Below are 18,862 nucleotides of genomic sequence, written 5' to 3' on the forward strand. Positions count from 1 at the left end.
CCACTGCCCGAGCGCCCTACTCTCCGTAGGCCGCGAGTGCGCGTGCCGCCCACTCCTGCACCGCGGCACGCGCCGCTGCCGGAGCTTCGATGGAGATCTCGCCGGGCGCGATCTGGACAAGCCTGATCGCCGCGTCAGCGTACCAGGCGTCGATTCGCACGCGCAGCACCCCGGGCGCGACCTCACCAAGCACCTCGGGCACAAACCCGTGAATGCGCGGCAGCGCGGCAGCAGACACGCGTGCGGTGATCTGCGAGACGTTCACAGCCGCTGGCGTCGCCGCTGGCGTCGCCGTCGGCTCCGCCGAGGAGGCCTCCGCGGAGTCTCCGAGCTGGGGGTCAAATATCTGGTCGACGCGGAAGGTGCGATCAGCACCTCGGTCTAGGCAGCGTCCGCGGAGATACCAGCCACCGGGCCGTTGGGTCAATGCGTGCGGGATCACGGTCCGCTCCGTCTCCGTGCCCGAGGCATCGCGATAGCGGAAACGCACCGTGCGGGCCCCGTCGATCGCCGCTACGATCACCGGAATGCGCTCGTCCTCTGGGTCGGCGCTTACGCTCACCACGGGCGCATCGGTGGCCCCGAGCGCGGCGCCCAGTTTCTCCGCGGTGGTGCGCGCGAGCTCCGCATCGGCCGCGGGCAGCACCGCGGTGAGCGCATGCAGTCCAGCGATGAGCGCAGCGGTCTCGGCGGGTGCAAAGCGGGGTGCGTCCTCGACCGCGACGGTTCGGGTGAGGCTCACGAGGTCTTGCTCCTCGAGAGCGTCCCAGTCGATGTCGAAGAGGTCTTGGTCCTGATAGCTGAGCGTCTCCCCCGGTACCCCGGCGGTGCCGAGGAACCGCACAAGCGAGCGCAGCAATTCGGGTGTCACACCGAACGTTGCTGCCAGCTCCGTGGTGGGAACCGGTCCGTGCTCTCGCAGGTAAGGCACAAGTGAGAGGAGCAGCAGCACGCGGTCGGGGCCGAGCACCGGGTTAGCCATGCGAGTCCTCCTCGTGCGCAGCAGCAATGCGGCGAAGGCCGGTGATGACGAGCTCGCGGAGCGCCGCTGGCTCACTCACTGCAACCTCCGCACCATACCCGATCAGCTCGGCGGCCAAGAGGTGCGGATCAAGCATGCCGAGCGTCAGTTCGACCCCGTCCTCACTGCTGGCCACGACCGCAGCGCGGGGCGTGAGACGCGCCTCCGCAACGGTGCCGCGACCGACACGAAGCGTCGCACGCTGCGACTCGCGCAGTCGCAGCAGTTCAGCCACCGCGGGGTCGGCCCGGTCCCGCAGCTCGGGCGCAAAGCGGGTCTGCTCGATCGTCACCGCCCCGCTGATGCGCGCAAGCAGGAAGACGCGCTCGGCAGCGCGCTCAAGGTCCCACGAAATAAGGTGCCAGCGACCATCGGCCCGGTGCAGACGCAGGGGCGCGACGCGACGCTCGAGCGGAGCGTCTCGACCGGGAAGCGTGTAAGCGAAGCGGACCACCCGACCGGCGTCGATCGCCTCCTGCAGCGCGGCCGCTGCAGGCTCGGCCGAGCCGAGCCGAGGAGCAACGCCGAGGTGCTGCAAGTCGAGCCCAGCACCCAGCGCCTCGAGTTTCATCGCAGCGCGGCGCGACTCAGCGCTCAGGCTGCCTTCCTGCCACGCGAGCGCGGCGAGGCGGAGCAGCACGAGCTCGCGCTCGCTGAACCTCAGTTCGCTCGGGAACTCGAGCAGTTCCTTCGAGATGCGGTATCGCGTGAGCTGATTGTTGCCTGGCTCTAGCGGAGAGTCGAGGGTCTCGATGTGGATACCCAGCCCGCGCAGTTGCTCCTTGTCGCGCTCAAACTGGCGGTCAAGTGCGAGGCTTGACTCCCCTGGAGTGAAGCGCTCGGCGTAGCCATACACCGAGGACAGGAGCTCGCGCTTCGTGAGCCCCTCAGGGCTCACGACCAGCGCGAGGACGAGACTGAAGACCCGCTGCTCGCTGGGAACCGTCGAGCGTGCGACCACTCGCGACCTCAGTTGACGCCGAGGATGTCGACGACCACCACGCGGGCCGAACCGCCCTCGTTCTCCACGATGACCACCTGCGAACCGACCTGCTTGCCGGTCAGCTGCGCGCGGAAGGTGTTTCCGGACGCGGCGACCTGCTCCTCGGTGCCGAACGACATGAGCCCCTGGGTCCAGGAGTTCTGCTGGACGGTGCCGTCCCAGCCCACGCTGAGCACCTGACCGATGACGTTCTGGTCTGCGCGCACCTTTTCTCCATCGCCCGCGATGCGGACGGCAGAACTCGTACCCTTCGGCGCCTCGCGGGGCGGCAGCACGACACCGGGCTGGCCCGTCTCGTCCGTGACCACCGCGGGGTAGCCATTCGGCAGACCACGCACGGGGCCCTGTGCGGCGAGCGGGCTCGCGGAAACTAGGTCGATCACGCCGACGAGCGATTCGCCCGGGGTCGCACCCAGCTGCATGGCGAGCTGCGCGCTGTCGGTGGGCGACAGCGCGAGCACGACCCGGTCTCCCTCGGCGGCGCAGCGCACAGCCTCGCTCAGCGGGTTTGCCATGTCCTCGGCGACGAGCAGGTACTCGGGTGCCATTTGGGGGTCGGCGAGTGCCGGACTTTCGTACAGGGGCTTCGCGCTCTTCGAGTCGAAGAACGACATGTTGACGCCAACCAGCGAGCGCTCGCCAGCGATCGCGCCATCGCTCGCCGGCGCCGACACGATCGTGCGCTGCGAGCTGACGATATCGGTGCCCTCCGGCACCTTCACCTGCGGCGTCGTCCCGGCTTCGCCGAGCACCACCACACTGTTGCTGAGCGCGCCAGGCTGCATGACGGGCGTGCAGTCAGCGCGCGCCGCCTCCTGCGCGGAGGTGCAGCCGGTCAACCCGACGATGAGCAGCGCGGACGCTGCAGTTGCGGGAACGAGTCGACGAAGCATATGCACCTCTCGCGGAAGCCTGTGTGAACCCCGCCATCCTATCGAACGTCGGCTGATGCTCGCCGCATTGCAGCTCCCATCAGCCGACACGAACTAATTCTGGGTATCGGTATCCGGTGTATCGGCACGACGCTCACTCGCAAAGTTGCGCGCTTCGCGCACCTTCTTCCGCAGCACCTTCTCGCTCTTCTGACGCTCACCGACCACCTCGGGAGTCCACACCTCGTCGCTCGACGCGCCCTCGGCGAGGTCGGGCAACCAGTTTGCGAGGTCTGCATCGCTGAACTCGCTCTTCGACGCGCGACGCTTGAGGCTCGGCACAACAGTGTTGGGCGCGAGGCGGCGTGCGGTGATGAGGAAGCCAGTGTGCGCCACCATGCGGTGATCCGGGCGCACCGCGAGTCCTTCGACGTGCCAGCCGCGCACCATTGTCTCCGAGGACTGCGGGTGCGTGAACTGGCCGCTGCGGCGAATCTGCTCGGCCGTGCGCGAGAGCTGCGTCACCGTAGCGACGTAGCAAATCAGTACACCGCCGGGCTGCAGCGCCTCCGCGGCAACATCGACGCACTCCCACGGCGCGAGCATGTCGAGCACCACACGGTCAACCGAACCGGCTGGGCAGGTTGCGGGCAGCGTGTCCTGCAAATCGCCGACCGTGAGGGTCCAGTTCTCGGGCACGGAACCCGAGAAGGCGGCAACGTTCGCGCGAGCGACATCGGCGAACTCATCGCGGCGCTCAAACGAGAAGAGTTCACCCTGCTCGCCGATCCCACGCAGCAGGTGGAGCGACAGAGCACCGGAGCCAACTCCAGCCTCGACGACGCGCGCGCCGGGGAAAATGTCGGCGAGCGAGAGGATCTGTGCGGCGTCCTTCGGGTACACAATGGCGGCGCCGCGCGGCATCGACATCACGAAGTCGGAGAGCAGCGGTCGCAGCACGAGATACTCCTCGCCGCTGCTGTTGCTCACCACGGACGCGTCAGGCAAGCCAACGAGATCCGCGTGCGCGATCACGCCGCGGTGGCTGTGAAACTCCCCCTCGGGCACGAGCGTGATCGTGTTCAGCCGCCCCTTCGGTCCGGTGAGCTGCACGCGGTCGCCGTAGCCGAGCGGCCCGCTCGGGGCGGGGGTTCCGGCTGCTGTGTCCTGATCGCTCACGCGAGTTCTCCTGTTTCTGTCTGCTGCTGTGAATCACGACGGACGCTCGTGTGCGCCCGGAATCGCTCCGAAAGTCTATCGGCGTCCACGCCCGCGAGGCTCGGCCACAACTCGTGCGCCGGCACACCCGTGAGGTCAACGAGGTTCGGGATCCCAATCGCCACGGCGCCCGAAGCGTGCGCAGCGCGCAGGCCGCTGCCGGAGTCCTCGAGTGCCAGGCACTCTTCGATAGGCGCACCGACGAGCGCGGCGCCCAGATGATACGGCTCAGGGTCCGGCTTCTCGCGGCTCACCTCATCGCCCGCGATTGACGCAACGAAGTGCGCGTCCGGCGGCAGCAGCGCGAGCACGGCGTCGGCGATCTCGCGCACCGCCATCGTGACGAGTGCGCTCGGGATCCCCGCGGCGCCGAGCGAGCGCAGCAGTTCGACGGCCCCCGGACGCCACACGGGGCCGGCCTCGCGGAGACCCGCAATCACGCCAGCGGTCCACTCGTCGATGATCTCGTCGGCAGAGAGCGGCACGCCGAGCTTTTGGAAGACGCCGGCGGCGGCGCGCAATCCCGAACCGACGAGGCCATCACGCACCTCATCAGTCAACTCGATGCCGTATCGGCGAAGCATCGCCAGCTCGGCGTCGAGCCACAGTGGCTCGGAATCAATCAGGGTGCCGTCCATGTCCCACAGCACTGCCGCGGGCGTTCGCTCGGAGAGGATCGCGCTCATCCGGAACATTCTACTGAGCGTCAGCGGGATATCCTGGTGAACGATCGTCTCTGGACGTTCAGTTCGTTGTCCCGCAATCGCAAGGAGCACCTCGTCGTGACCGCCGCCTCTCCCGGGTACCCCCGTGTACTCATCGCCGCTTTCCAGGGCTGGAGCGACGCGGGCGACGCGACGAGCGACGTGCTGCAGCACCTCGCGGAACTCACGGGCGCGGAGCCACTGCACATTCTTGGTTCCGAGGGCTACGTGGACTATCAGGTGCACCGGCCGAAGCTCGTCATCGACGAGCAGGGGAACCGGTCGATCGAGTGGCCCGACACAAAGTTGCTCGGCACTGTGCAGCGTCCCGGTGCCGAAGATGATCCCGACGCCGAGACCGTACGCCGCATTGACGGTGGCCGAGTCACCGAGCTCTTCCTGCTCTCCGGTGTCGAGCCGGCGCGCGATTGGCAGAGCTTCGCCGACGAGATCGTCGAGCTCGTGGATGTCTGGGGAATCGACACCGTCATCATCCTGGGTTCGATGTACTCCGACGCGCCGCACTCGCGTCCCGTCGTCACGACCATTACGAGCGATAGTCAGGAGCAGCGCGATCGCACCGGCGCGATCCGCAGCACCTACGAGGGCCCAGCGGGCATTGCCAGCATCGTCGAGCTCGCGCTCACGGCCGCGGGCCTTGCCCCCATTTCGCTGTGGGCTCAGGTACCGCACTACGTGCACAGCACCCCCTCACCGAAGGTGACGCTCGCACTGCTGGACAAGCTCGAGGAACTGCTCGACGTCGTGATTCCGCGGGGTGAGCTCCTCACGCTCGCGAACGAGTGGGAGGCGAACATCAATCGGATTGCCGCTGCCGACGAGGACATGACGCGCTACATCCGCGGGCTCGAGGAGTCGCGCGATGAAGCCCTCGCGGCGGAGACGACAGGCGACGCAATCGCCGCGGAGTTTGAGAAGTTCCTCGAGGACGGCTCGCGCGCGGCAGAGCCGCATGCTGCAGGTCCGGGCGACGCGCCGCGTGAGGGCGACGCGGGCGACCAAACCACCGCAGACGACACGAGCCCCGCGGACGACACGAACCCCGCGGACCACACGAAGCCCGAAGGCTCCGACGGAGAAGTCTGAGATCTCGGGCGCACCGAGCGTTCCTCTCGAGCACGCACGCGAGTGCTCTAGCGCGCACGCGAAAACGCCGCGGGTGAGGATTCCTCACCCGCGGCGTTTCGTCGCCGAGCGGCGACCTAGAGCTTCACGCCGAGCAGTGCACGCACCGCGTCGGCGACGAGCTGCGGCGAATCGACGCCCTGGTCGAGCGCCGCATCGAGCGTGGCCAGCATCACCGGCGTATCGAGGTCGTTCGCAAGCGCCGCGCGCAGCTGCTGCACCACCGTGCCCGCTGCGACAGGGTCAGCGCTGGTGCGCTCAAGCCCCGCTCGCCACGCCTCGAGCCGGCGCGTCGCGGTTGCCAGATCGGCATCGAGCCACTCCCACTCAGAGCGGTAGTGATGCGCGAGCAGGCCGAGTCGAATCGCGGAGGGATCAGCTCCGCCGTCGAGCAGCTTCGACACGAAGACGAGATTGCCGCGCGACTTCGACATCTTGTGCCCCTGGTACGCGACGAGGCCCACGTGGCAGTACGCGTGCGCAAGCGGCGTGCCTGAGAGCGCGGTCGCGTGCGCTGCAGTGTATTCGTGGTGCGGGAAGATCAGATCGGAGCCCCCACCCTGCACGGTGAACGCGCCGCCGAGCGCGCCCGTGGCGATCACGGAGCACTCAATGTGCCAGCCGGGTCGCCCCTCGCCGACGGGCGACTCCCAGCTCGGCTCCCCCTCGCGTGCGGCGCGCCACAGCAGCGGATCGAGCGGCCCGCGCTTCCCCGGTCGATCGGGATCCCCGCCGCGCTCCGCGCTCAGTCGACGCATCAGTTCGGGATCGTAGGGCGCAACATCGCCAAGTCGCCACTGCGAGTCGCGCTCCGCCGCGGCGGTGTCGAAGTAGACATCGTCCGTCGCGGTGTCGCTCGTGGGCACACGGTACGCGAAACCGAGTTCGATGAGCCGCTGCACAGCGGCAGCGATCTCGTCGATCTGCTCCGTGACGGCGATGAAGTGCTCGGGCGGCAGCATGCCGAGTCGGTGCATGTCGGAGCGGTAGAGCCCGATCTGCGAATCGGCGAGGCCACGCCAATCCACACCGGTGTCGTTCGCGCGCTCGAGGAGCGGATCGTCAACATCGGTGATGTTCTGCGCGTACACGGTCTCGATCCCGGCGTCGCGCCAGGCGCGCTGCATGATGTCGAACGTGAGGTACGTGAAGGCGTGGCCCAGGTGGGTCGCGTCGTAGGGCGTGATCCCGCAGACGTACAGCAGTGCGCGTCCGTCGGGAATCGCGGGATGCTCCAGGCGCTCAGTCGCCGTGTTGAAAAGCTTCGGTGCGATGCCTGTGCCGGGAAGCTCAGGAACCTCGGGCGGGGTCCAGGTCCTCACAGCGCACCGCCCGTAGCCACCAGCGCAGAGCCTGCGGCGGTGGCGCCACCATCAGCGGAGAGCACGCCCGTGCTGAGCAGCACGATGATCACGATGCCAAGCAGCACCCGGTACACCACGAAGGGCATGAAGCTGCGCTTCGAGATGTACTGCATGAACAGGCCGATCACGAACAGCGCGATGACGAACGCAACGATCGTTGCGATGATCGTGAGCCCCATCGGCGTGCTGTCAGCAGGCGCCTTCAGCGCTTTGAAGAGCTGGTAGAAGCCCGAGCCGAACACCGCGGGGATCGCCAGCAGGAACGAGTACCGGGCGGCAGCCTCACGGGTGTACCCCATGAGGAGGCCCGCGGTGATCGTGCCGCCCGAGCGCGAAACCCCCGGGATCAGCGCGAGCGCCTGCGCAAAGCCGAAACCGAGGCCGTGCTTCCAGGTGAGCTGATCCAGCGGGCGCTGCTTGCGGCCGATACGATCCGCGATCCCGAGCAGGATGCCGAAGACAATCAGCATGATCGCGACGAACCAGAGCGAGCGCAGCGTGCCCTCGATCTGATCCTGGAAGAGCAGCCCGAGCACCACGATCGGAATCGTGCCGAGGATGATCCACCAGCCCATCAGCGCGTCAGGATCCTTGCGATCGATCTTGCCGGTGAGTGACTTGAACCAGCGGCCGATGATGCGCACAATGTCACGCCAGAAGAACACGATCACCGCAGCCTCGGTACCGATCTGCGTGATCGCGGTGAACGCTGCACCAGCGTCGCCGATGCCCATGAGTTCGCTCGCGATACGGAGGTGCGCGCTCGACGAAATCGGGAGGAACTCAGTGAGTCCCTGAATGATGCCGAGCAGAATCGCCTCGAAGATTCCCATGCTGTCCTTTCGTGGCGGACGCACGAGGGCGCCCCAGCGAATTCAGGCCGCCGTCCAGACTAGCCCACGGCGAGCGGCGCGCCCGTTCGTGTCTGGGCGCGGCGCTCAGGCGCATCGACTAGTAGCTGCGCAGCAAGTCGACAAGCACGCGGTGCCCAAAGTCGAGGGCGTCGAGGGGCACACGCTCGTCGACGCCGTGGAACATTCCGGGGAAGTCGAGGTCTGCGGGCAACCGGAGCGGGGCGAAGCCGTAGCCCACGATCCCAAGGCGTGACAGCGCCTTGTTGTCCGTGCCTCCGGAGAGCAGGTACGGCAGCACCCGCGCCTCCGGATCGTGCAACCGGAGGCTCGCCTTCATCGCGTCGACGAGCTCGCCCTCAAACGGCACCTCGAGCCCGATATCAGAGTGCACCGTCTCGATCTCGATGTCTGCGCCGACGATCTCCTGAATCTTCGCGAGCACATCCGCCTGCTCGACGGGGAGCGAGCGCACGTCCACGAGCGCCTCTGCAGTGTCGGGGATGACGTTGTGCTTGTACCCGGCGGTGAGCACGGTGGGGTTGCTCGTATTGCGCAGGCTCGCCTGGATAAAGCCGCCGCCCTTGCCGAGGCGCAGCACCAGTTCCTCGGGCGCCACCTCGAGCGGATCCTCGCCGAAGATCGCGGCGATCTCAGAGATGAGCTCGCGCGTGGTGTCGCAGAGCGCCAGCGGCCACTCGTGCCGGCCAAGCGCGGCGATGGCCTCGGCGAGGCGGGTCACCGCGTTGTCCTGCCACACGCGCGAACCGTGCGCGGCGGTCCCCCGAGCACGGAGGCGAATCCAGTCGAGCGCCTTCTCCCCCGTCTGCACGAGGTACGCGCGGGTGCCGCCAATGTCGATCGAGTAGCCGCCCACCTCACTGATCGCGGTACCAGCGCCCGCGAAGAGCTCGGGGTGGTGTTCGACGAGGTGGTGGGCGCCGTAGACGCCGCCGTTCTCCTCGTCAGCGAAGAATGCGAGCACCACGTCACGCTTCGGCTTCTCCCCTGCCCGCAGAAGCTCCGCGATCGCCGTGAGGATCATGGCGTCCATGTCCTTCATATCGACCGCGCCGCGCCCCCACAGCATGCCGTCACGAATCTCACCCGCAAATGGGTCCACCGTCCAGTTGGCGGGGTCCGCGGGCACGACGTCGAGGTGTCCATGCAGCACGAGCGCAGGCAGCTCGGGATCGCGCCCGGCGACGCGCGCCACCACGCTCGCGCGCCCCGGAGCCGACTCGATGATGGTCGGCTCAAGTCCGAGTTCGTTCAGGTACGCAGCGACGTAGTCGGCGGCCGGCCGCTCGGGCTCCGCGTCACCACCGCCGCGGTTACTCGTATCGATCCGGATCAGGTCGCGGGCGATGCGTACGGTTTCCGAAAGCTCGTGCTCGGTCGATTCGGTGCTCATGCCCCCAGGGTATCCGGCCAGCACGAGCTTTCGCGAGGGATTGCGCCTCGTGACGCGCAGGCCCCGTGCGGTGGTCCAGGTGATCAGAGCTTCCTGGGAATGCGCCTGCTGCGCGGGACTGGGCCATGGGAGGACACTGATCCCGAGGCCCCGAGCCTCACGCACCCGACTACGAAACGAGGTTCCGTCATGAACACCACCATCGTCCCCGAGCGCTTCACTGGGAAGACCGCAATCGTCACCGGGGCCGGGTCCGGGATCGGCAAGGCAATCGCGCAGCGGATCCTTACCGAAGGCGGCACCGTCGTGGCCTCCGACGTGTCCGCGGAACGCCTCGCAGCGTTTGCTGAGGAGGCCGGCTCAGACAGGCTCCGCACGGTGGTAAGCGATGTGACGAGCGAAGCCGACGTTGCGAAGCTCGTTGCCGCGGCAGATGGCCCGATCGACGCCGTAGCGAACAACGCCGGCATCATGGACGGCTTCCTGCCCGCGCACGAGGTTGAGGACGAGCTCTGGCAGCGCGTATTCGACATCAACGTCATGGGCGTGATGCGCCTCACCCGCGCGGTGCTGCCCGGCATGCTTGAGCGCGGAACCGGCACGATCGTCAATACCGCGAGCGAGGCGGGGATCCGGGGCAATGCGGCGGGCGCCGCGTACACCGCTTCCAAGCACGCGGTGGTCGGCTTCACGAAGAACACGGCGTTCATGTACGGCCGCAAGGGCATCCGAGTGAACGCCGTTGCCCCGGGCGGCGTCGCCACGAACGTCGACGGCACCTTCAAGTCCGACTACGCGGCGCAGCTGATGGGCCCTGCATTCCAGACGCTCGGTTTTGCGCCGGCGACTCCCGAGCAGCTCGCCAGCGCAATCACGTGGCTGCTGAGCGACGACTCGAGCAACGTGAACGGCGTGGTGCTGGCATCGGACGGTGGCTGGTCCGCACAGTAGTCACCCTTGAGGGCTCTCGAGCGTGACCGCACAGCGCACGCGCTTGGGAGTCCCGGGGAATGCAAGAAGCCCCCTCCCGAAGGAGGGGGCTTCTTTGTTCACGTGCGCGGAGGGGGACTTGAACCCCCACGCCCTAATACGGGCACTAGCACCTCAAGCTAGCGCGTCTGCCATTCCGCCACCCGCGCGAACACTGTGACTTGTTCTTCCCGGTTTCTCACCGGCCGAACAGATAGTAATTTAGCACGGAATCGCAACTCCCCTCCAATTCGGCCGGGAACTCGCGCGCGTCGCGCATGATTCCGCCGTTTTTCCTACCGGCCGATTTCTGCGACCACGGCGCCCGTTGCGCTCACGAGGTCGTTCGGGGCGAGCTCGAGGTCAAGGCCGCGCCTGCCGCCGGATACGAGCACGGTGTCGTACGTGAGGGCCGATCCGTCGAGCACCGTGCGGAGGCGGCTGCGCTGGCCCAGCGGGCTGATGCCACCCACGACGTAGCCAGTGCGACGCTCTGCGAGCGCGGGGTCGGCCATCGCCGCCCGCTTGCCACCGAGGGCTGCGGCGAGCGCTTTCAGGTTGAGCATGCCGGAGACGGGCACAATCGCCACCGCGAGGGCGCCGTCAACATCGGCGAGCAGGGTCTTGAACACGCGCTCCTCGGGCACCCCGAGAGCGGCCGCGGCTTCGCCCCCGAAATCGGTGACCGCGGGGTCGTGCGTATAGCTGCGTTCCGTGAATGCGATCCCGAGCTTCGTGAGCGCGACGGTGGCGGGCGTGGATCCGGCTGCGGCTTTCTTCCCCATGCGTCCCACACTAGCGAGCAGCCGAGCAGCCGAGCAGCCGAGCAGCCGAGCAGCCGAGCAGCCGAGCAGCCGAGCAGCCGAGCAGCCGAGCAGCCGAGCAGCCGAGCGGGCCGCCGGTGTCGCTACGGGCGGAGCCGGCGGCGCAGCAGGTCGATGCGCTTCTGGAGCTGTGTCACTGAGGACTGGGCGACCGGGGGGCCACCGCAGACGCGACGGAGCTCGTTGTGGATCTCCTTGTGCGGCTCTCCCGAGACCTTCGAGTACATGCCCACGAGACTGTTGAGCAGCTTGCGCTGCTCGCCGAGCGTGCGGTGCAGGGCCTCGGGTTGCTGCGCCCGATCGGGTGCGTGTTCGAGAATGCCCTGCTTTTCTGCGCTCGAGCGGGCCTGGCGGGCCTGCCGCTGCTGGAGGAGGGCTCGCACGTCTTGCGGTTCGAGGAGGCCGGGGAAGCCCAGGAACTCGAGTTCCTCCTCGCTCTCCACCTCCGCGTAGCCACCGAACTCAGCGCCATCGAACACCGCGCGGTCGAAGTGCGCGTCGGAGGAGAGCGCCTGGTAGACGAAACCTTCGCCCTCTGCGAGCTCCTCGGATGCGCGGTCCTCCCGCTCCGCCTCGGCCATGAGCGCGGCTTCCGCGTCCCACATCTCCTCCGCGCTCTTGGGGCCCTCGAGAACGTGACCGCGCTCTTTCTCGAGCTCCGCAGCAAGCTGCATGAGCGCCGGTACGTTGGGGATGAATACCGAGGCAACTTCACCCCGGCGGCGCGAGCGCACGAAGCGGCCGATCGCCTGCGCAAAGAACAGCGGGGTGGATGAGCTGGTCGCGTACACGCCGACCGCGAGGCGCGGCACGTCGACCCCCTCAGACACCATGCGCACGGCGACCATCCAGCGGGAGTCACCCTTCGAGTACTCGTCGATGCGCTCGGAGGCGCCGCTATCGTCCGAGAGGATGAGGGCGACCTCCTCCCCCGTGATCGCCTGGAGCTGTTGCGCGTATGCTTTCGCGGCAGCGTGGTCCGTCGCGATGACCAGACCCCCGGCGTCGGGGATCTGCTGGCGCACCTCGGTGAGCCGGCGGTCGGCCGCGCGCAGCACCTTCGAGATCCAGTCGCCCGCCGGGTCGAGCGCCGTGCGCCAGGCCTGAGAGGTGATGTCCTTCGTGTTGCCCTCACCGAGGGCGGCCTCCATCTCTTCACCCGCCGAGGTCTGCCAGCGCATCTTCCCCGCGTACACCATGAAGATCACGGGGCGGACGATGCCGTCGGCGAGCGCGCGCCCATAGCCGTAGTCGTAGTCAGTGAGCGACACTTTGGAGCCATCGCCCTGCGGCGCGTACTGCACGAACGGGATCGGCGCCTCGTCCGAGCGGAACGGGGTTCCCGTGAGCGAGAGCCGTCGCTTGGCGGAACCGTAGGCTTCGCGAATCGCATCGCCCCAGCTGAGCGCATCGCCGCCGTGGTGCACCTCATCCATGATGACGAGCGTGTCGGTGTTCTCGGTGAGCAGTCGGTGCTGCACCGGCTTCATCGCGATCTGCGCGTAGGTCACGACCACACCGTGGTACTGGTTGCCGTAGCCGAGGCCGTCACTGTTTGAGTAGCGAGGGTTCAGCCGAATGCCGGCGCGCATCGCCGCGTCCGCCCACTGCACCTTCAAGTGCTCGGTGGGGGCGACGACGATAATCTGGCGCACGGTGTGGTTGGCGCGGAGGATCGCGGCGAGACGCAGCGCGAAGGTCGTCTTGCCTGCGCCGGGGGTCGCTGAAGCGAGGAAGTCCCGAGGCGCAGCCTCCAGGTACTTCCTGATCGCCTCCTCCTGCCAGGCGCGCAGCGTGCCGGCGGTGCCGTGCGCCGCGCGCTCGGGATAGGCGGGCGGCAGGTGCTCGGCGGCGCTGGTCCCCGGCAGGTGGAGGCCCGGGTCCGAATCTGTCACAGCGCCCTAGACTATCGGTACTACGTGCACACCACTTCCGGTGGGCCGCGGGAGAATGAGGAGTTTCGGTATGGCACAGGATGGGACGGGTGTAGAGCTCCCCTGGTCGCGCTTCGTGGCCATTGGCGATTCCTTCACCGAGGGTGTTGGTGATCCTGACGCAGACAGCCCGGGCGGGTTGCGCGGCTGGGCCGACCGCTTCGCCGAGGTGCTCGCTAGCACCGACGAAGACTTCTCGTACGCAAATCTTGCGGTGCGCGGCAAGCTCATCCAGCAGATCGCGGACGAGCAGGTGGCGGTAGCGCAGGATCTGCGTCCCGACCTCATCAGCGTGTGCGCGGGCGGCAACGATGTGATCCGCCCCGGCACCGATCCCGACGAGGTTGCGGAGAAGCTCGACCAGATCGTCACCCGGCTCTCTGAGACGGGCGCGACGATCCTCCTGTTCACGGGCGTCGACACCGCGTTTCAGCCGGTCTTCCGCAGCATTCGCGGCAAGGTCGCGATCTTCAACGAGAACGTTCGCAAGGTGGCTCAGCGCCACGACTGCGTGGTGGTGGACCAGTGGTCGATCGCAGAGCTGCAGGACAGCCGTTTTTGGGCGGGTGACCGCCTGCACCTCAATGCGCTCGGTCACCACACGATCGCCCGCGCCGCGCTCGACGCACTGAACGTGCCCCACGATCTTGGTCCCCTCGACCCGCCGCCGCTCCCCGAGCGCAACTGGCGTGAGGCCCGCAAAGAGGACGTCGTGTGGGCGCGCGAGCATCTCGTGCCCTGGGTGATTCGCCGGATTAAGCACGTCTCGTCGGGCGATGGCATTGTGGCGAAGCGCCCGGAACCCGCAACCGTGTTCCAGCCACGCCATGGGGCTGACGTGGCGGAGTCGAACGAGTAGGCTGACGACATGGCATCTCTCACGAAGCAGCTTGCAGACACCGTGACGCAGGTCGGGGTGCACTCCGCATATGGAGCACCCGTCGACGTTGACGGCACCACGATCATGCCGGTCGCGTGCACCACGTACGGCTTTGGGGCCGGCGAGGGCTCCGGCGACGGCGAGGGCAGCGTGTCCGGCACCGGCGAGGCGTCGGGCGGCGGAGGCGGCGGCATGTCGATCCCCGTGGGTGCGTACGTGACCCGCGACGGTCGCACCCGCTTCGAGCCGAACCTCATCGCGCTGCTCGTCGTGGCAGTCCCCTTCGTGTGGGTGGCGGGTCGCGCGCTCTCGCGCATCATCCGCGCGCTCAAGCGCTAGGTCTTCGGGCAACGGAGACGCTTTAGCGCGAGGCGCGATCCGGCGGGCCGCTCAGGCAGGCAGCCAGATGAGTGGTCCGCGCGGCAGCAGCTCGGGATCGAAGCGCTCCGCGAGCTGCGCGGTGGTCACGACGTCCCCCGCCCGGGCAAGGTCAAGTGACGCTGCGAGTTCACTCAGCACCCGCGCAGCGGACACCCCGCCGGCGCGAAGCTCGGCGAGGGTCACCGCACCGTCGCGCTTCGCGAGGCGTTTTCCCGTCGGCCCGAGCACGAGCGGAACGTGCGCGTACTCGAGCGCTGGCGGGCTCGGCAAACTCAGCAGGCGCTGCAGCAGGATCTGCCGTGGCGTGGACGGCGCAAGATCGTCCCCGCGCACAATCTGGTCGACCCCCATCGCCGCATCATCCACGACGACGGCGAGGTTGTACGCCACGGTTCCGTCGCCGCGACGCAGCACGAAGTCGTCAATCTCTCCGTGCAACTGATCCCCCAAGACGCGGTCCGTGTACTGCGGCGCCGCCGTGCCCGCCGGCACGCGCAGCCGCAGCGCTGGCGTGCGAGGCAGAATCCGCTCGCGCGCGGCCTCTCGCTCGGCCAGGCTCAGCTCGCGACAAGTGCCCGGGTAGGCGCCCGGCGGCGCGTGCGGCGCGGTAGGCGCCGCGAGAATGTCCTTCCGCGTGCAGAAACACTCGTATACGAGCCCAGCATCGGCAAGCTGCGCGATCGCCGCGGCGTGGTCCTCACCGCGGGCAGATTGCAACACGGGCTCGTCATCCCAGTCGAGGCCGAGTTCGGCCAGGTCGTCAAGCTGGCGCAACGCGCTCCCTGCGTCGCGCGCACGGTCGAGATCCTCGATCCGAATCAAAAATCTGCGGCCGCTCGTGCGCGCGAACAACCAGGCCAACAGCGCGGTGCGCAGGTTTCCAAGGTGGAGGTCTCCCGAAGGGCTCGGGGCATAGCGGCCTGCCCCCGTCGCGCGTACTGGCATGCGCCCATCTTCCCACGCAGCGGGTTGGGTGACACGCCGGCGCGGTCCATAGACTCGAGGGGAACGCGCGGCGCAGCGCGGCAAGCTGCCGTGTGCGCGGGGATCCCGCGCCGCCGCCCACCGCCGCAATCCCCGTACCGACAAGGAAGACGACTATGGCTGATCTGCAGGACCTCGAACGCCTCCTGGGAGACCGACTGGTACGCGATGCCTCGGTGCTTGCCGAGCTCTCGCACGACAGCTCTCGGGTGGGCCCCGAGGGGGCGCCGCGCGCCGCCGTGCGTGCGACGAGCACCGCCGATGTCTCGGCCGCGCTCGCATGGGCGCATGAGCACGACGTGCCGGTGAGCGTGCGTGGGGCAGGCACCGGGCTCGCGGGCGGGGCGAACGCCTATCCGGGCGGGCTCGTCGTCTCGCTGGCAGACATGACGGAAATCGTCGAGATCGACGCGGCGAACCGCACGGCGACCGTGCAGGCGGGCGTGATCACCGCGCAGCTCGACGCTCGCGCGCGCGAGGCCGGTCTCTTCTTCCCACCGGATCCGGCGAGCGCCCGCACCTCAACCATCGGCGGCAACATCGCGACGAACGCGGGTGGCCTCCGCTGCGTGGCACACGGGGTGACGAACGACTCGGTTGCCGCACTCGTCGTGGTGCTTGCTGACGGCCGCGTCATGCGCACCGGCGCACGCACCCGCAAGAACGTGGTCGGGTACGACCTCACGAGCCTGTTTGTCGGATCAGAGGGGACGCTCGGCGTCGTGACCGAAGCGACAGTCCGTCTGAAGCCGATTCCGCCGGGCACCCCGCGCACCTTCCGCGCCAGCTTTGACACGCTCGAGGCCGCGGGCAGCGCCGTGACCGCGATCGTGAACGGAGACGCACAGCCCGAAGTGCTCGAACTCATGGACGCGCTCAGCGTCGAGATCATCGAGTCGTTCCAGCCGAGCGGGCTCACCGTTCCCGCGGGCGCGATGCTCGTCGGGCAGACCGTGGGGCTCGACGCAGCGGCGAAAGCCGAGTCGATCACGGCGACCTGTCGCGCGCAGGGCGCAACCGAGACGGAGATCTCCGACACCGACGCGCTGCTCGAGGCGCGTCGGCTCTCGAACCCGGCGCTCAACGCGCGCGGACTGAAGATCGGTTGCGACGTCGGGGTCCCCGTTGCCGCGCTCGCCGAGGTGTTTCACGGCATCGCCGAGATCTCCGAGCGCCACGGCAAGCGCGTATCGACGGTGGCTCACGCGGGCGATGGAAACCTCCACAGCACAGTGGAAGCGCCCGACGATGCGGCGGGCATCGCCGCGGCCGACGCGGTGATCGACGACATCACGAAGCTCGCAATCTCACTGGGCGGGACGATCTCGGGTGAGCACGGCATCGGCTCGGTGAAGCAGCACGAACTCCCCTGGCAGCTCGACGAAGCGGCGCTCGATGTGCAGCGTGCGATCAAGCTCGCGCTTGATCCTCGGGGGATCCTCACGCCCGGGCGGGGAATCTAGCGAGGTCGCACCACCCGTCGGCGGAAGCGCCGGCGAGTGGTCCACTTCCACGGGAACAGACTGGTCCACCGCGTGGGCCAGTGGGAGGATCGGCTCATGCGTATCCTCTCCATTCAGTCCGCCGTAGCCTACGGCCACGTCGGCAACTCGGCTGCGGTCTTCCCGCTGCAGCGCCTCGGCGTCGAGGTCATGCCCGTGCACACCGTCCTCTTCTCGAACCACACCGGCTATGGTGCCTGGCGCGGGCCCATGCTCACGGGCGACGACGTGCGCGAGGTCGTGACGGGCATCGAGGAGCGCGGTGGCCTGGCCGGCGTCGACGCGGTGCTTTCCGGATACCAGGGCGGCGACAGCATCGGCGACGCGATTCTCGATGCGGTGGCCCGAGTGAAGCGGCACAGCCCTGACGCGATCTACGCGTGCGATCCAGTCCTGGGCAACGCGCTCTCAGGCTGCCACGTGGCACCCGAGGTACAGAATCTGATTCGGGATCGCGTCGTTCCGCAGGCCGATCTGATCACGCCAAATCAGTTCGAGCTCGGCTTCCTCACGGGGACCTCCCCCGACACGCTCGAATCGACGCTCGCGTCAGCCGACCTCGCCCGCGCCCAGGGGCCGAGCACCGTGCTCGTCACGAGCGTCGCGCGGCCCGAGGCGCCGGAGGGGACGATCGAAATGCTCGCCGTCACCCCCGAGGGTGCGTGGCTGACCCAGACCCCGCGCCTACCCATCAAGGCGAACGGTTCAGGCGACGTCACTGCCGCGCTCTTCACGGCCCACCTGCGCCGCACAGGAGACCCCGCAACCGCGCTGACACACACGGCGGCGAGTGTCTACGAGCTCCTCGAGCACACCCTGGCTTCAGGGGAACGCGAACTGCAGCTCATTGCCGCTCAGGAGGCGTACGTTGCCCCGCAGTACAGTTTCACCGCGGAGCGAGTGCGCTAGGCAATTCCCCCGCTCGGCGCGGCCAGTGCGGCGCCGAGCGCAATGCCCAAGAGTGCGAGAGCAACCGCGACGAGGAGCACTCCCACGGCGTTGAGCAGCGCCGCTGCCGGTCGCCGTTCAAGGATCATGCGCGCGGTGTCGAGACTCGCGGTGCTGAAGGTCGTGTATCCGCCGAGGAAGCCACTTGCGAGCACGCTCCACAGCGGCTCGGCGAGCACGACGCCCGCGAGTATCCCCAGCACGAACGAACCGGACAGGTTGACGACGAGAATCCCCCAGGGGAAGCGCTCGCGCAGCCGAGCGGGGATCCACTGGTCAACGGCAAAGCGCGCCGCCGCGCCGAGACCACCACCCAGGGCTACACCGATCACGGTGAGCATGCCCCACCCTCCTGAGGACGTCATCCACCGCCCCCTCGAACGACCCCGGGCTCGCCGCGTCGCCCGCGCAGGGCACGCCCAAGCGCGATGCCAACCAGGCTCGCCGCAAGTCCTCCGAGCACTGTCGCGCTCGCGTAGCCGAGGGCAAGAAGAATTGTGCCGGAACGTAGCATCTCCGCGAGCTGCGTGGCCAACAAGCTGTACGTTGTGAATCCCCCGAGCACCCCCGTGCCCGCAAGAAGCTGAGCGCGGCGCCACCGCGGCCGAGCAGCCACCACCTCAACAAGCAGTCCAAGCAGGGCTGCGCCGAGGATATTCACCGCGAGCGTGGCGATCGGCCACCCATCGCGCACTCCGAGCCACTCTCCCACGCCAAACCGAGCGAGGGATCCGAGCGCGCCCCCGAACGCGACGAGGGCAACGTCCCTGAGTCGTGCACCGATCCCGGATGCCGCGTCTGACATCGCCGCTCCCTTCGCTCCGCGCGCCCCATCCTCCCATTGAGC

At 68.2% G+C, this 18,862-nt stretch carries 19 protein-coding genes and 1 tRNA gene; 6 read left to right on the forward strand and 14 right to left on the reverse strand.

What is annotated here, in order from left to right; genetic code table 11:
* Nucleotides 1-16: 16 nt before the first annotated feature.
* The 5 genes from ACR81A_RS08360 to ACR81A_RS08380 form a co-directional block, all read right to left on the reverse strand.
* On the reverse strand, nucleotides 17-982 hold the full coding sequence (locus ACR81A_RS08360; RefSeq protein ID WP_202382838.1) for a helix-turn-helix transcriptional regulator: 966 nt from the start codon (nucleotides 980-982) through the stop codon (nucleotides 17-19).
* A complete protein-coding gene (locus ACR81A_RS08365) occupies nucleotides 975-1,982 on the reverse strand; it encodes a WYL domain-containing protein (protein WP_202382839.1) in 1,008 nt (335 codons plus the stop codon). Before ACR81A_RS08365 ends, ACR81A_RS08360 begins: the two co-directional genes overlap by 8 nt.
* Before the next feature lie 8 nt (nucleotides 1,983-1,990).
* Nucleotides 1,991-2,917, reverse strand: coding sequence for a peptidylprolyl isomerase (locus ACR81A_RS08370; protein ID WP_440311576.1), 927 nt, complete (start codon nucleotides 2,915-2,917; stop codon nucleotides 1,991-1,993).
* A 93-nt stretch (nucleotides 2,918-3,010) separates the two neighbouring features.
* Nucleotides 3,011-4,075 (reverse strand): class I SAM-dependent methyltransferase, encoded by a 1,065-nt coding sequence (locus ACR81A_RS08375; RefSeq protein WP_202382841.1) that lies wholly within the window; start codon nucleotides 4,073-4,075, stop codon nucleotides 3,011-3,013.
* Entirely contained in the window at nucleotides 4,072-4,800 is a 729-nt protein-coding gene (locus ACR81A_RS08380) for an HAD family hydrolase (RefSeq protein WP_237462805.1), read from the reverse strand. Before ACR81A_RS08380 ends, ACR81A_RS08375 begins: the two co-directional genes overlap by 4 nt.
* A gap of 96 nt (nucleotides 4,801-4,896) precedes the next feature.
* Between ACR81A_RS08380 and ACR81A_RS08385 the strand changes: the two genes are divergently transcribed.
* Nucleotides 4,897-5,925: a PAC2 family protein gene (locus tag ACR81A_RS08385; RefSeq protein WP_440311577.1), complete on the forward strand. Its 1,029-nt coding sequence runs from the start codon at nucleotides 4,897-4,899 to the stop codon at nucleotides 5,923-5,925.
* Between the two features lie 116 nt (nucleotides 5,926-6,041).
* On the opposite strand, the gene mshC is transcribed toward ACR81A_RS08385, so the two are convergent.
* The 3 genes from mshC to ACR81A_RS08400 all read right to left on the reverse strand — a co-directional run bounded on the left by mshC (nucleotide 6,042) and on the right by ACR81A_RS08400 (nucleotide 9,593).
* On the reverse strand, nucleotides 6,042-7,286 hold the full coding sequence (gene mshC / locus ACR81A_RS08390; RefSeq protein ID WP_202382843.1) for a cysteine--1-D-myo-inosityl 2-amino-2-deoxy-alpha-D-glucopyranoside ligase: 1,245 nt from the start codon (nucleotides 7,284-7,286) through the stop codon (nucleotides 6,042-6,044).
* Nucleotides 7,283-8,161 carry an undecaprenyl-diphosphate phosphatase gene (locus tag ACR81A_RS08395; protein ID WP_440311578.1) on the reverse strand — a complete coding sequence of 293 codons (879 nt, stop codon included), beginning with the start codon at nucleotides 8,159-8,161 and terminating at the stop codon, nucleotides 7,283-7,285. Before ACR81A_RS08395 ends, mshC begins: the two co-directional genes overlap by 4 nt.
* Before the next feature lie 118 nt (nucleotides 8,162-8,279).
* Nucleotides 8,280-9,593: a M20/M25/M40 family metallo-hydrolase gene (locus tag ACR81A_RS08400; protein WP_202382845.1), complete on the reverse strand. Its 1,314-nt coding sequence runs from the start codon at nucleotides 9,591-9,593 to the stop codon at nucleotides 8,280-8,282.
* A 189-nt stretch (nucleotides 9,594-9,782) separates the two neighbouring features.
* Between ACR81A_RS08400 and ACR81A_RS08405 the strand changes: the two genes are divergently transcribed.
* Nucleotides 9,783-10,544, forward strand: coding sequence for an SDR family NAD(P)-dependent oxidoreductase (locus tag ACR81A_RS08405; RefSeq protein WP_440311579.1), 762 nt, complete (start codon nucleotides 9,783-9,785; stop codon nucleotides 10,542-10,544).
* 103 nt (nucleotides 10,545-10,647) lie between these two features.
* On the opposite strand, the gene ACR81A_RS08410 is transcribed toward ACR81A_RS08405, so the two are convergent.
* The 3 genes from ACR81A_RS08410 to ACR81A_RS08420 all read right to left on the reverse strand — a co-directional run bounded on the left by ACR81A_RS08410 (nucleotide 10,648) and on the right by ACR81A_RS08420 (nucleotide 13,281).
* Nucleotides 10,648-10,732 (reverse strand) — tRNA-Leu (locus ACR81A_RS08410).
* Nucleotides 10,733-10,858: 126 nt separating this feature from the next.
* Nucleotides 10,859-11,347, reverse strand: a complete 489-nt coding sequence (gene ybaK / locus ACR81A_RS08415) for a Cys-tRNA(Pro) deacylase (RefSeq protein WP_440311580.1) — start codon at nucleotides 11,345-11,347, stop codon at nucleotides 10,859-10,861.
* A 122-nt stretch (nucleotides 11,348-11,469) separates the two neighbouring features.
* Complete coding sequence (locus ACR81A_RS08420) at nucleotides 11,470-13,281, reverse strand: DEAD/DEAH box helicase family protein (protein ID WP_202382848.1); 1,812 nt, start codon at nucleotides 13,279-13,281, stop codon at nucleotides 11,470-11,472.
* A 70-nt stretch (nucleotides 13,282-13,351) separates the two neighbouring features.
* Between ACR81A_RS08420 and ACR81A_RS08425 the strand changes: the two genes are divergently transcribed.
* A complete protein-coding gene (locus ACR81A_RS08425; RefSeq protein WP_202382849.1) occupies nucleotides 13,352-14,179 on the forward strand; it encodes an SGNH/GDSL hydrolase family protein in 828 nt (275 codons plus the stop codon).
* 9 nt (nucleotides 14,180-14,188) lie between these two features.
* Nucleotides 14,189-14,539, forward strand: a complete 351-nt coding sequence (locus tag ACR81A_RS08430; RefSeq protein WP_202382850.1) for a spore germination protein GerW family protein — start codon at nucleotides 14,189-14,191, stop codon at nucleotides 14,537-14,539.
* A 51-nt stretch (nucleotides 14,540-14,590) separates the two neighbouring features.
* Here the strand turns inward: ACR81A_RS08430 and gluQRS are convergent, their stop codons facing one another.
* Nucleotides 14,591-15,526, reverse strand: a complete 936-nt coding sequence (gene gluQRS, locus ACR81A_RS08435) for a tRNA glutamyl-Q(34) synthetase GluQRS (protein WP_202382851.1) — start codon at nucleotides 15,524-15,526, stop codon at nucleotides 14,591-14,593.
* Between the two features lie 155 nt (nucleotides 15,527-15,681).
* Between gluQRS and ACR81A_RS08440 the strand changes: the two genes are divergently transcribed.
* Complete coding sequence (locus ACR81A_RS08440) at nucleotides 15,682-17,028, forward strand: FAD-binding oxidoreductase (RefSeq protein ID WP_202382852.1); 1,347 nt, start codon at nucleotides 15,682-15,684, stop codon at nucleotides 17,026-17,028.
* 96 nt (nucleotides 17,029-17,124) lie between these two features.
* Nucleotides 17,125-17,976, forward strand: coding sequence for a pyridoxal kinase PdxY (pdxY, locus tag ACR81A_RS08445; protein ID WP_440311581.1), 852 nt, complete (start codon nucleotides 17,125-17,127; stop codon nucleotides 17,974-17,976).
* Here pdxY and ACR81A_RS08450 read toward each other — a convergent pair.
* Nucleotides 17,973-18,380: a fluoride efflux transporter FluC gene (locus tag ACR81A_RS08450; protein WP_237462807.1), complete on the reverse strand. Its 408-nt coding sequence runs from the start codon at nucleotides 18,378-18,380 to the stop codon at nucleotides 17,973-17,975. The genes pdxY and ACR81A_RS08450 overlap by 4 nt on opposite strands.
* Nucleotides 18,377-18,820 carry a fluoride efflux transporter FluC gene (locus tag ACR81A_RS08455; protein ID WP_440311582.1) on the reverse strand — a complete coding sequence of 148 codons (444 nt, stop codon included), beginning with the start codon at nucleotides 18,818-18,820 and terminating at the stop codon, nucleotides 18,377-18,379. The genes ACR81A_RS08450 and ACR81A_RS08455 overlap by 4 nt, the downstream gene beginning before the upstream one ends.
* Nucleotides 18,821-18,862 lie beyond the last annotated feature (42 nt).

The sequence above is a fragment of the Leucobacter chromiireducens genome, assembly GCF_051993095.1.
Classification (GTDB): Bacteria; Actinomycetota; Actinomycetes; order Actinomycetales; family Microbacteriaceae; genus Leucobacter; species Leucobacter chromiireducens.

What these genes read in the sequence shown, in the direction of transcription:
- ACR81A_RS08370 (WP_440311576.1), bottom strand. Translation starts at nt 2,917, where the DNA reads ATGCTTCGTCGACTCGTTCCCGCAACTGCAGCGTCCGCGCTGCTCATC.
- ACR81A_RS08360 (WP_202382838.1), bottom strand. Translation starts at nt 982, where the DNA reads ATGGCTAACCCGGTGCTCGGCCCCGACCGCGTGCTGCTGCTCCTCTCA.
- ACR81A_RS08440 (WP_202382852.1), top strand. Translation starts at nt 15,682, where the DNA reads ATGGCTGATCTGCAGGACCTCGAACGCCTCCTGGGAGACCGACTGGTA.
- ACR81A_RS08430 (WP_202382850.1), top strand. Translation starts at nt 14,189, where the DNA reads ATGGCATCTCTCACGAAGCAGCTTGCAGACACCGTGACGCAGGTCGGG.
- ACR81A_RS08455 (WP_440311582.1), bottom strand. Translation starts at nt 18,820, where the DNA reads ATGTCAGACGCGGCATCCGGGATCGGTGCACGACTCAGGGACGTTGCC.
- ACR81A_RS08405 (WP_440311579.1), top strand. Translation starts at nt 9,783, where the DNA reads ATGAACACCACCATCGTCCCCGAGCGCTTCACTGGGAAGACCGCAATC.
- ACR81A_RS08450 (WP_237462807.1), bottom strand. Translation starts at nt 18,380, where the DNA reads ATGACGTCCTCAGGAGGGTGGGGCATGCTCACCGTGATCGGTGTAGCC.
- pdxY (WP_440311581.1), top strand. Translation starts at nt 17,125, where the DNA reads ATGCGTATCCTCTCCATTCAGTCCGCCGTAGCCTACGGCCACGTCGGC.
- ACR81A_RS08425 (WP_202382849.1), top strand. Translation starts at nt 13,352, where the DNA reads ATGGCACAGGATGGGACGGGTGTAGAGCTCCCCTGGTCGCGCTTCGTG.
- ACR81A_RS08395 (WP_440311578.1), bottom strand. Translation starts at nt 8,161, where the DNA reads ATGGGAATCTTCGAGGCGATTCTGCTCGGCATCATTCAGGGACTCACT.
- ybaK (WP_440311580.1), bottom strand. Translation starts at nt 11,347, where the DNA reads ATGGGGAAGAAAGCCGCAGCCGGATCCACGCCCGCCACCGTCGCGCTC.
- ACR81A_RS08400 (WP_202382845.1), bottom strand. Translation starts at nt 9,593, where the DNA reads ATGAGCACCGAATCGACCGAGCACGAGCTTTCGGAAACCGTACGCATC.
- gluQRS (WP_202382851.1), bottom strand. Translation starts at nt 15,526, where the DNA reads ATGCCAGTACGCGCGACGGGGGCAGGCCGCTATGCCCCGAGCCCTTCG.
- ACR81A_RS08380 (WP_237462805.1), bottom strand. Translation starts at nt 4,800, where the DNA reads ATGAGCGCGATCCTCTCCGAGCGAACGCCCGCGGCAGTGCTGTGGGAC.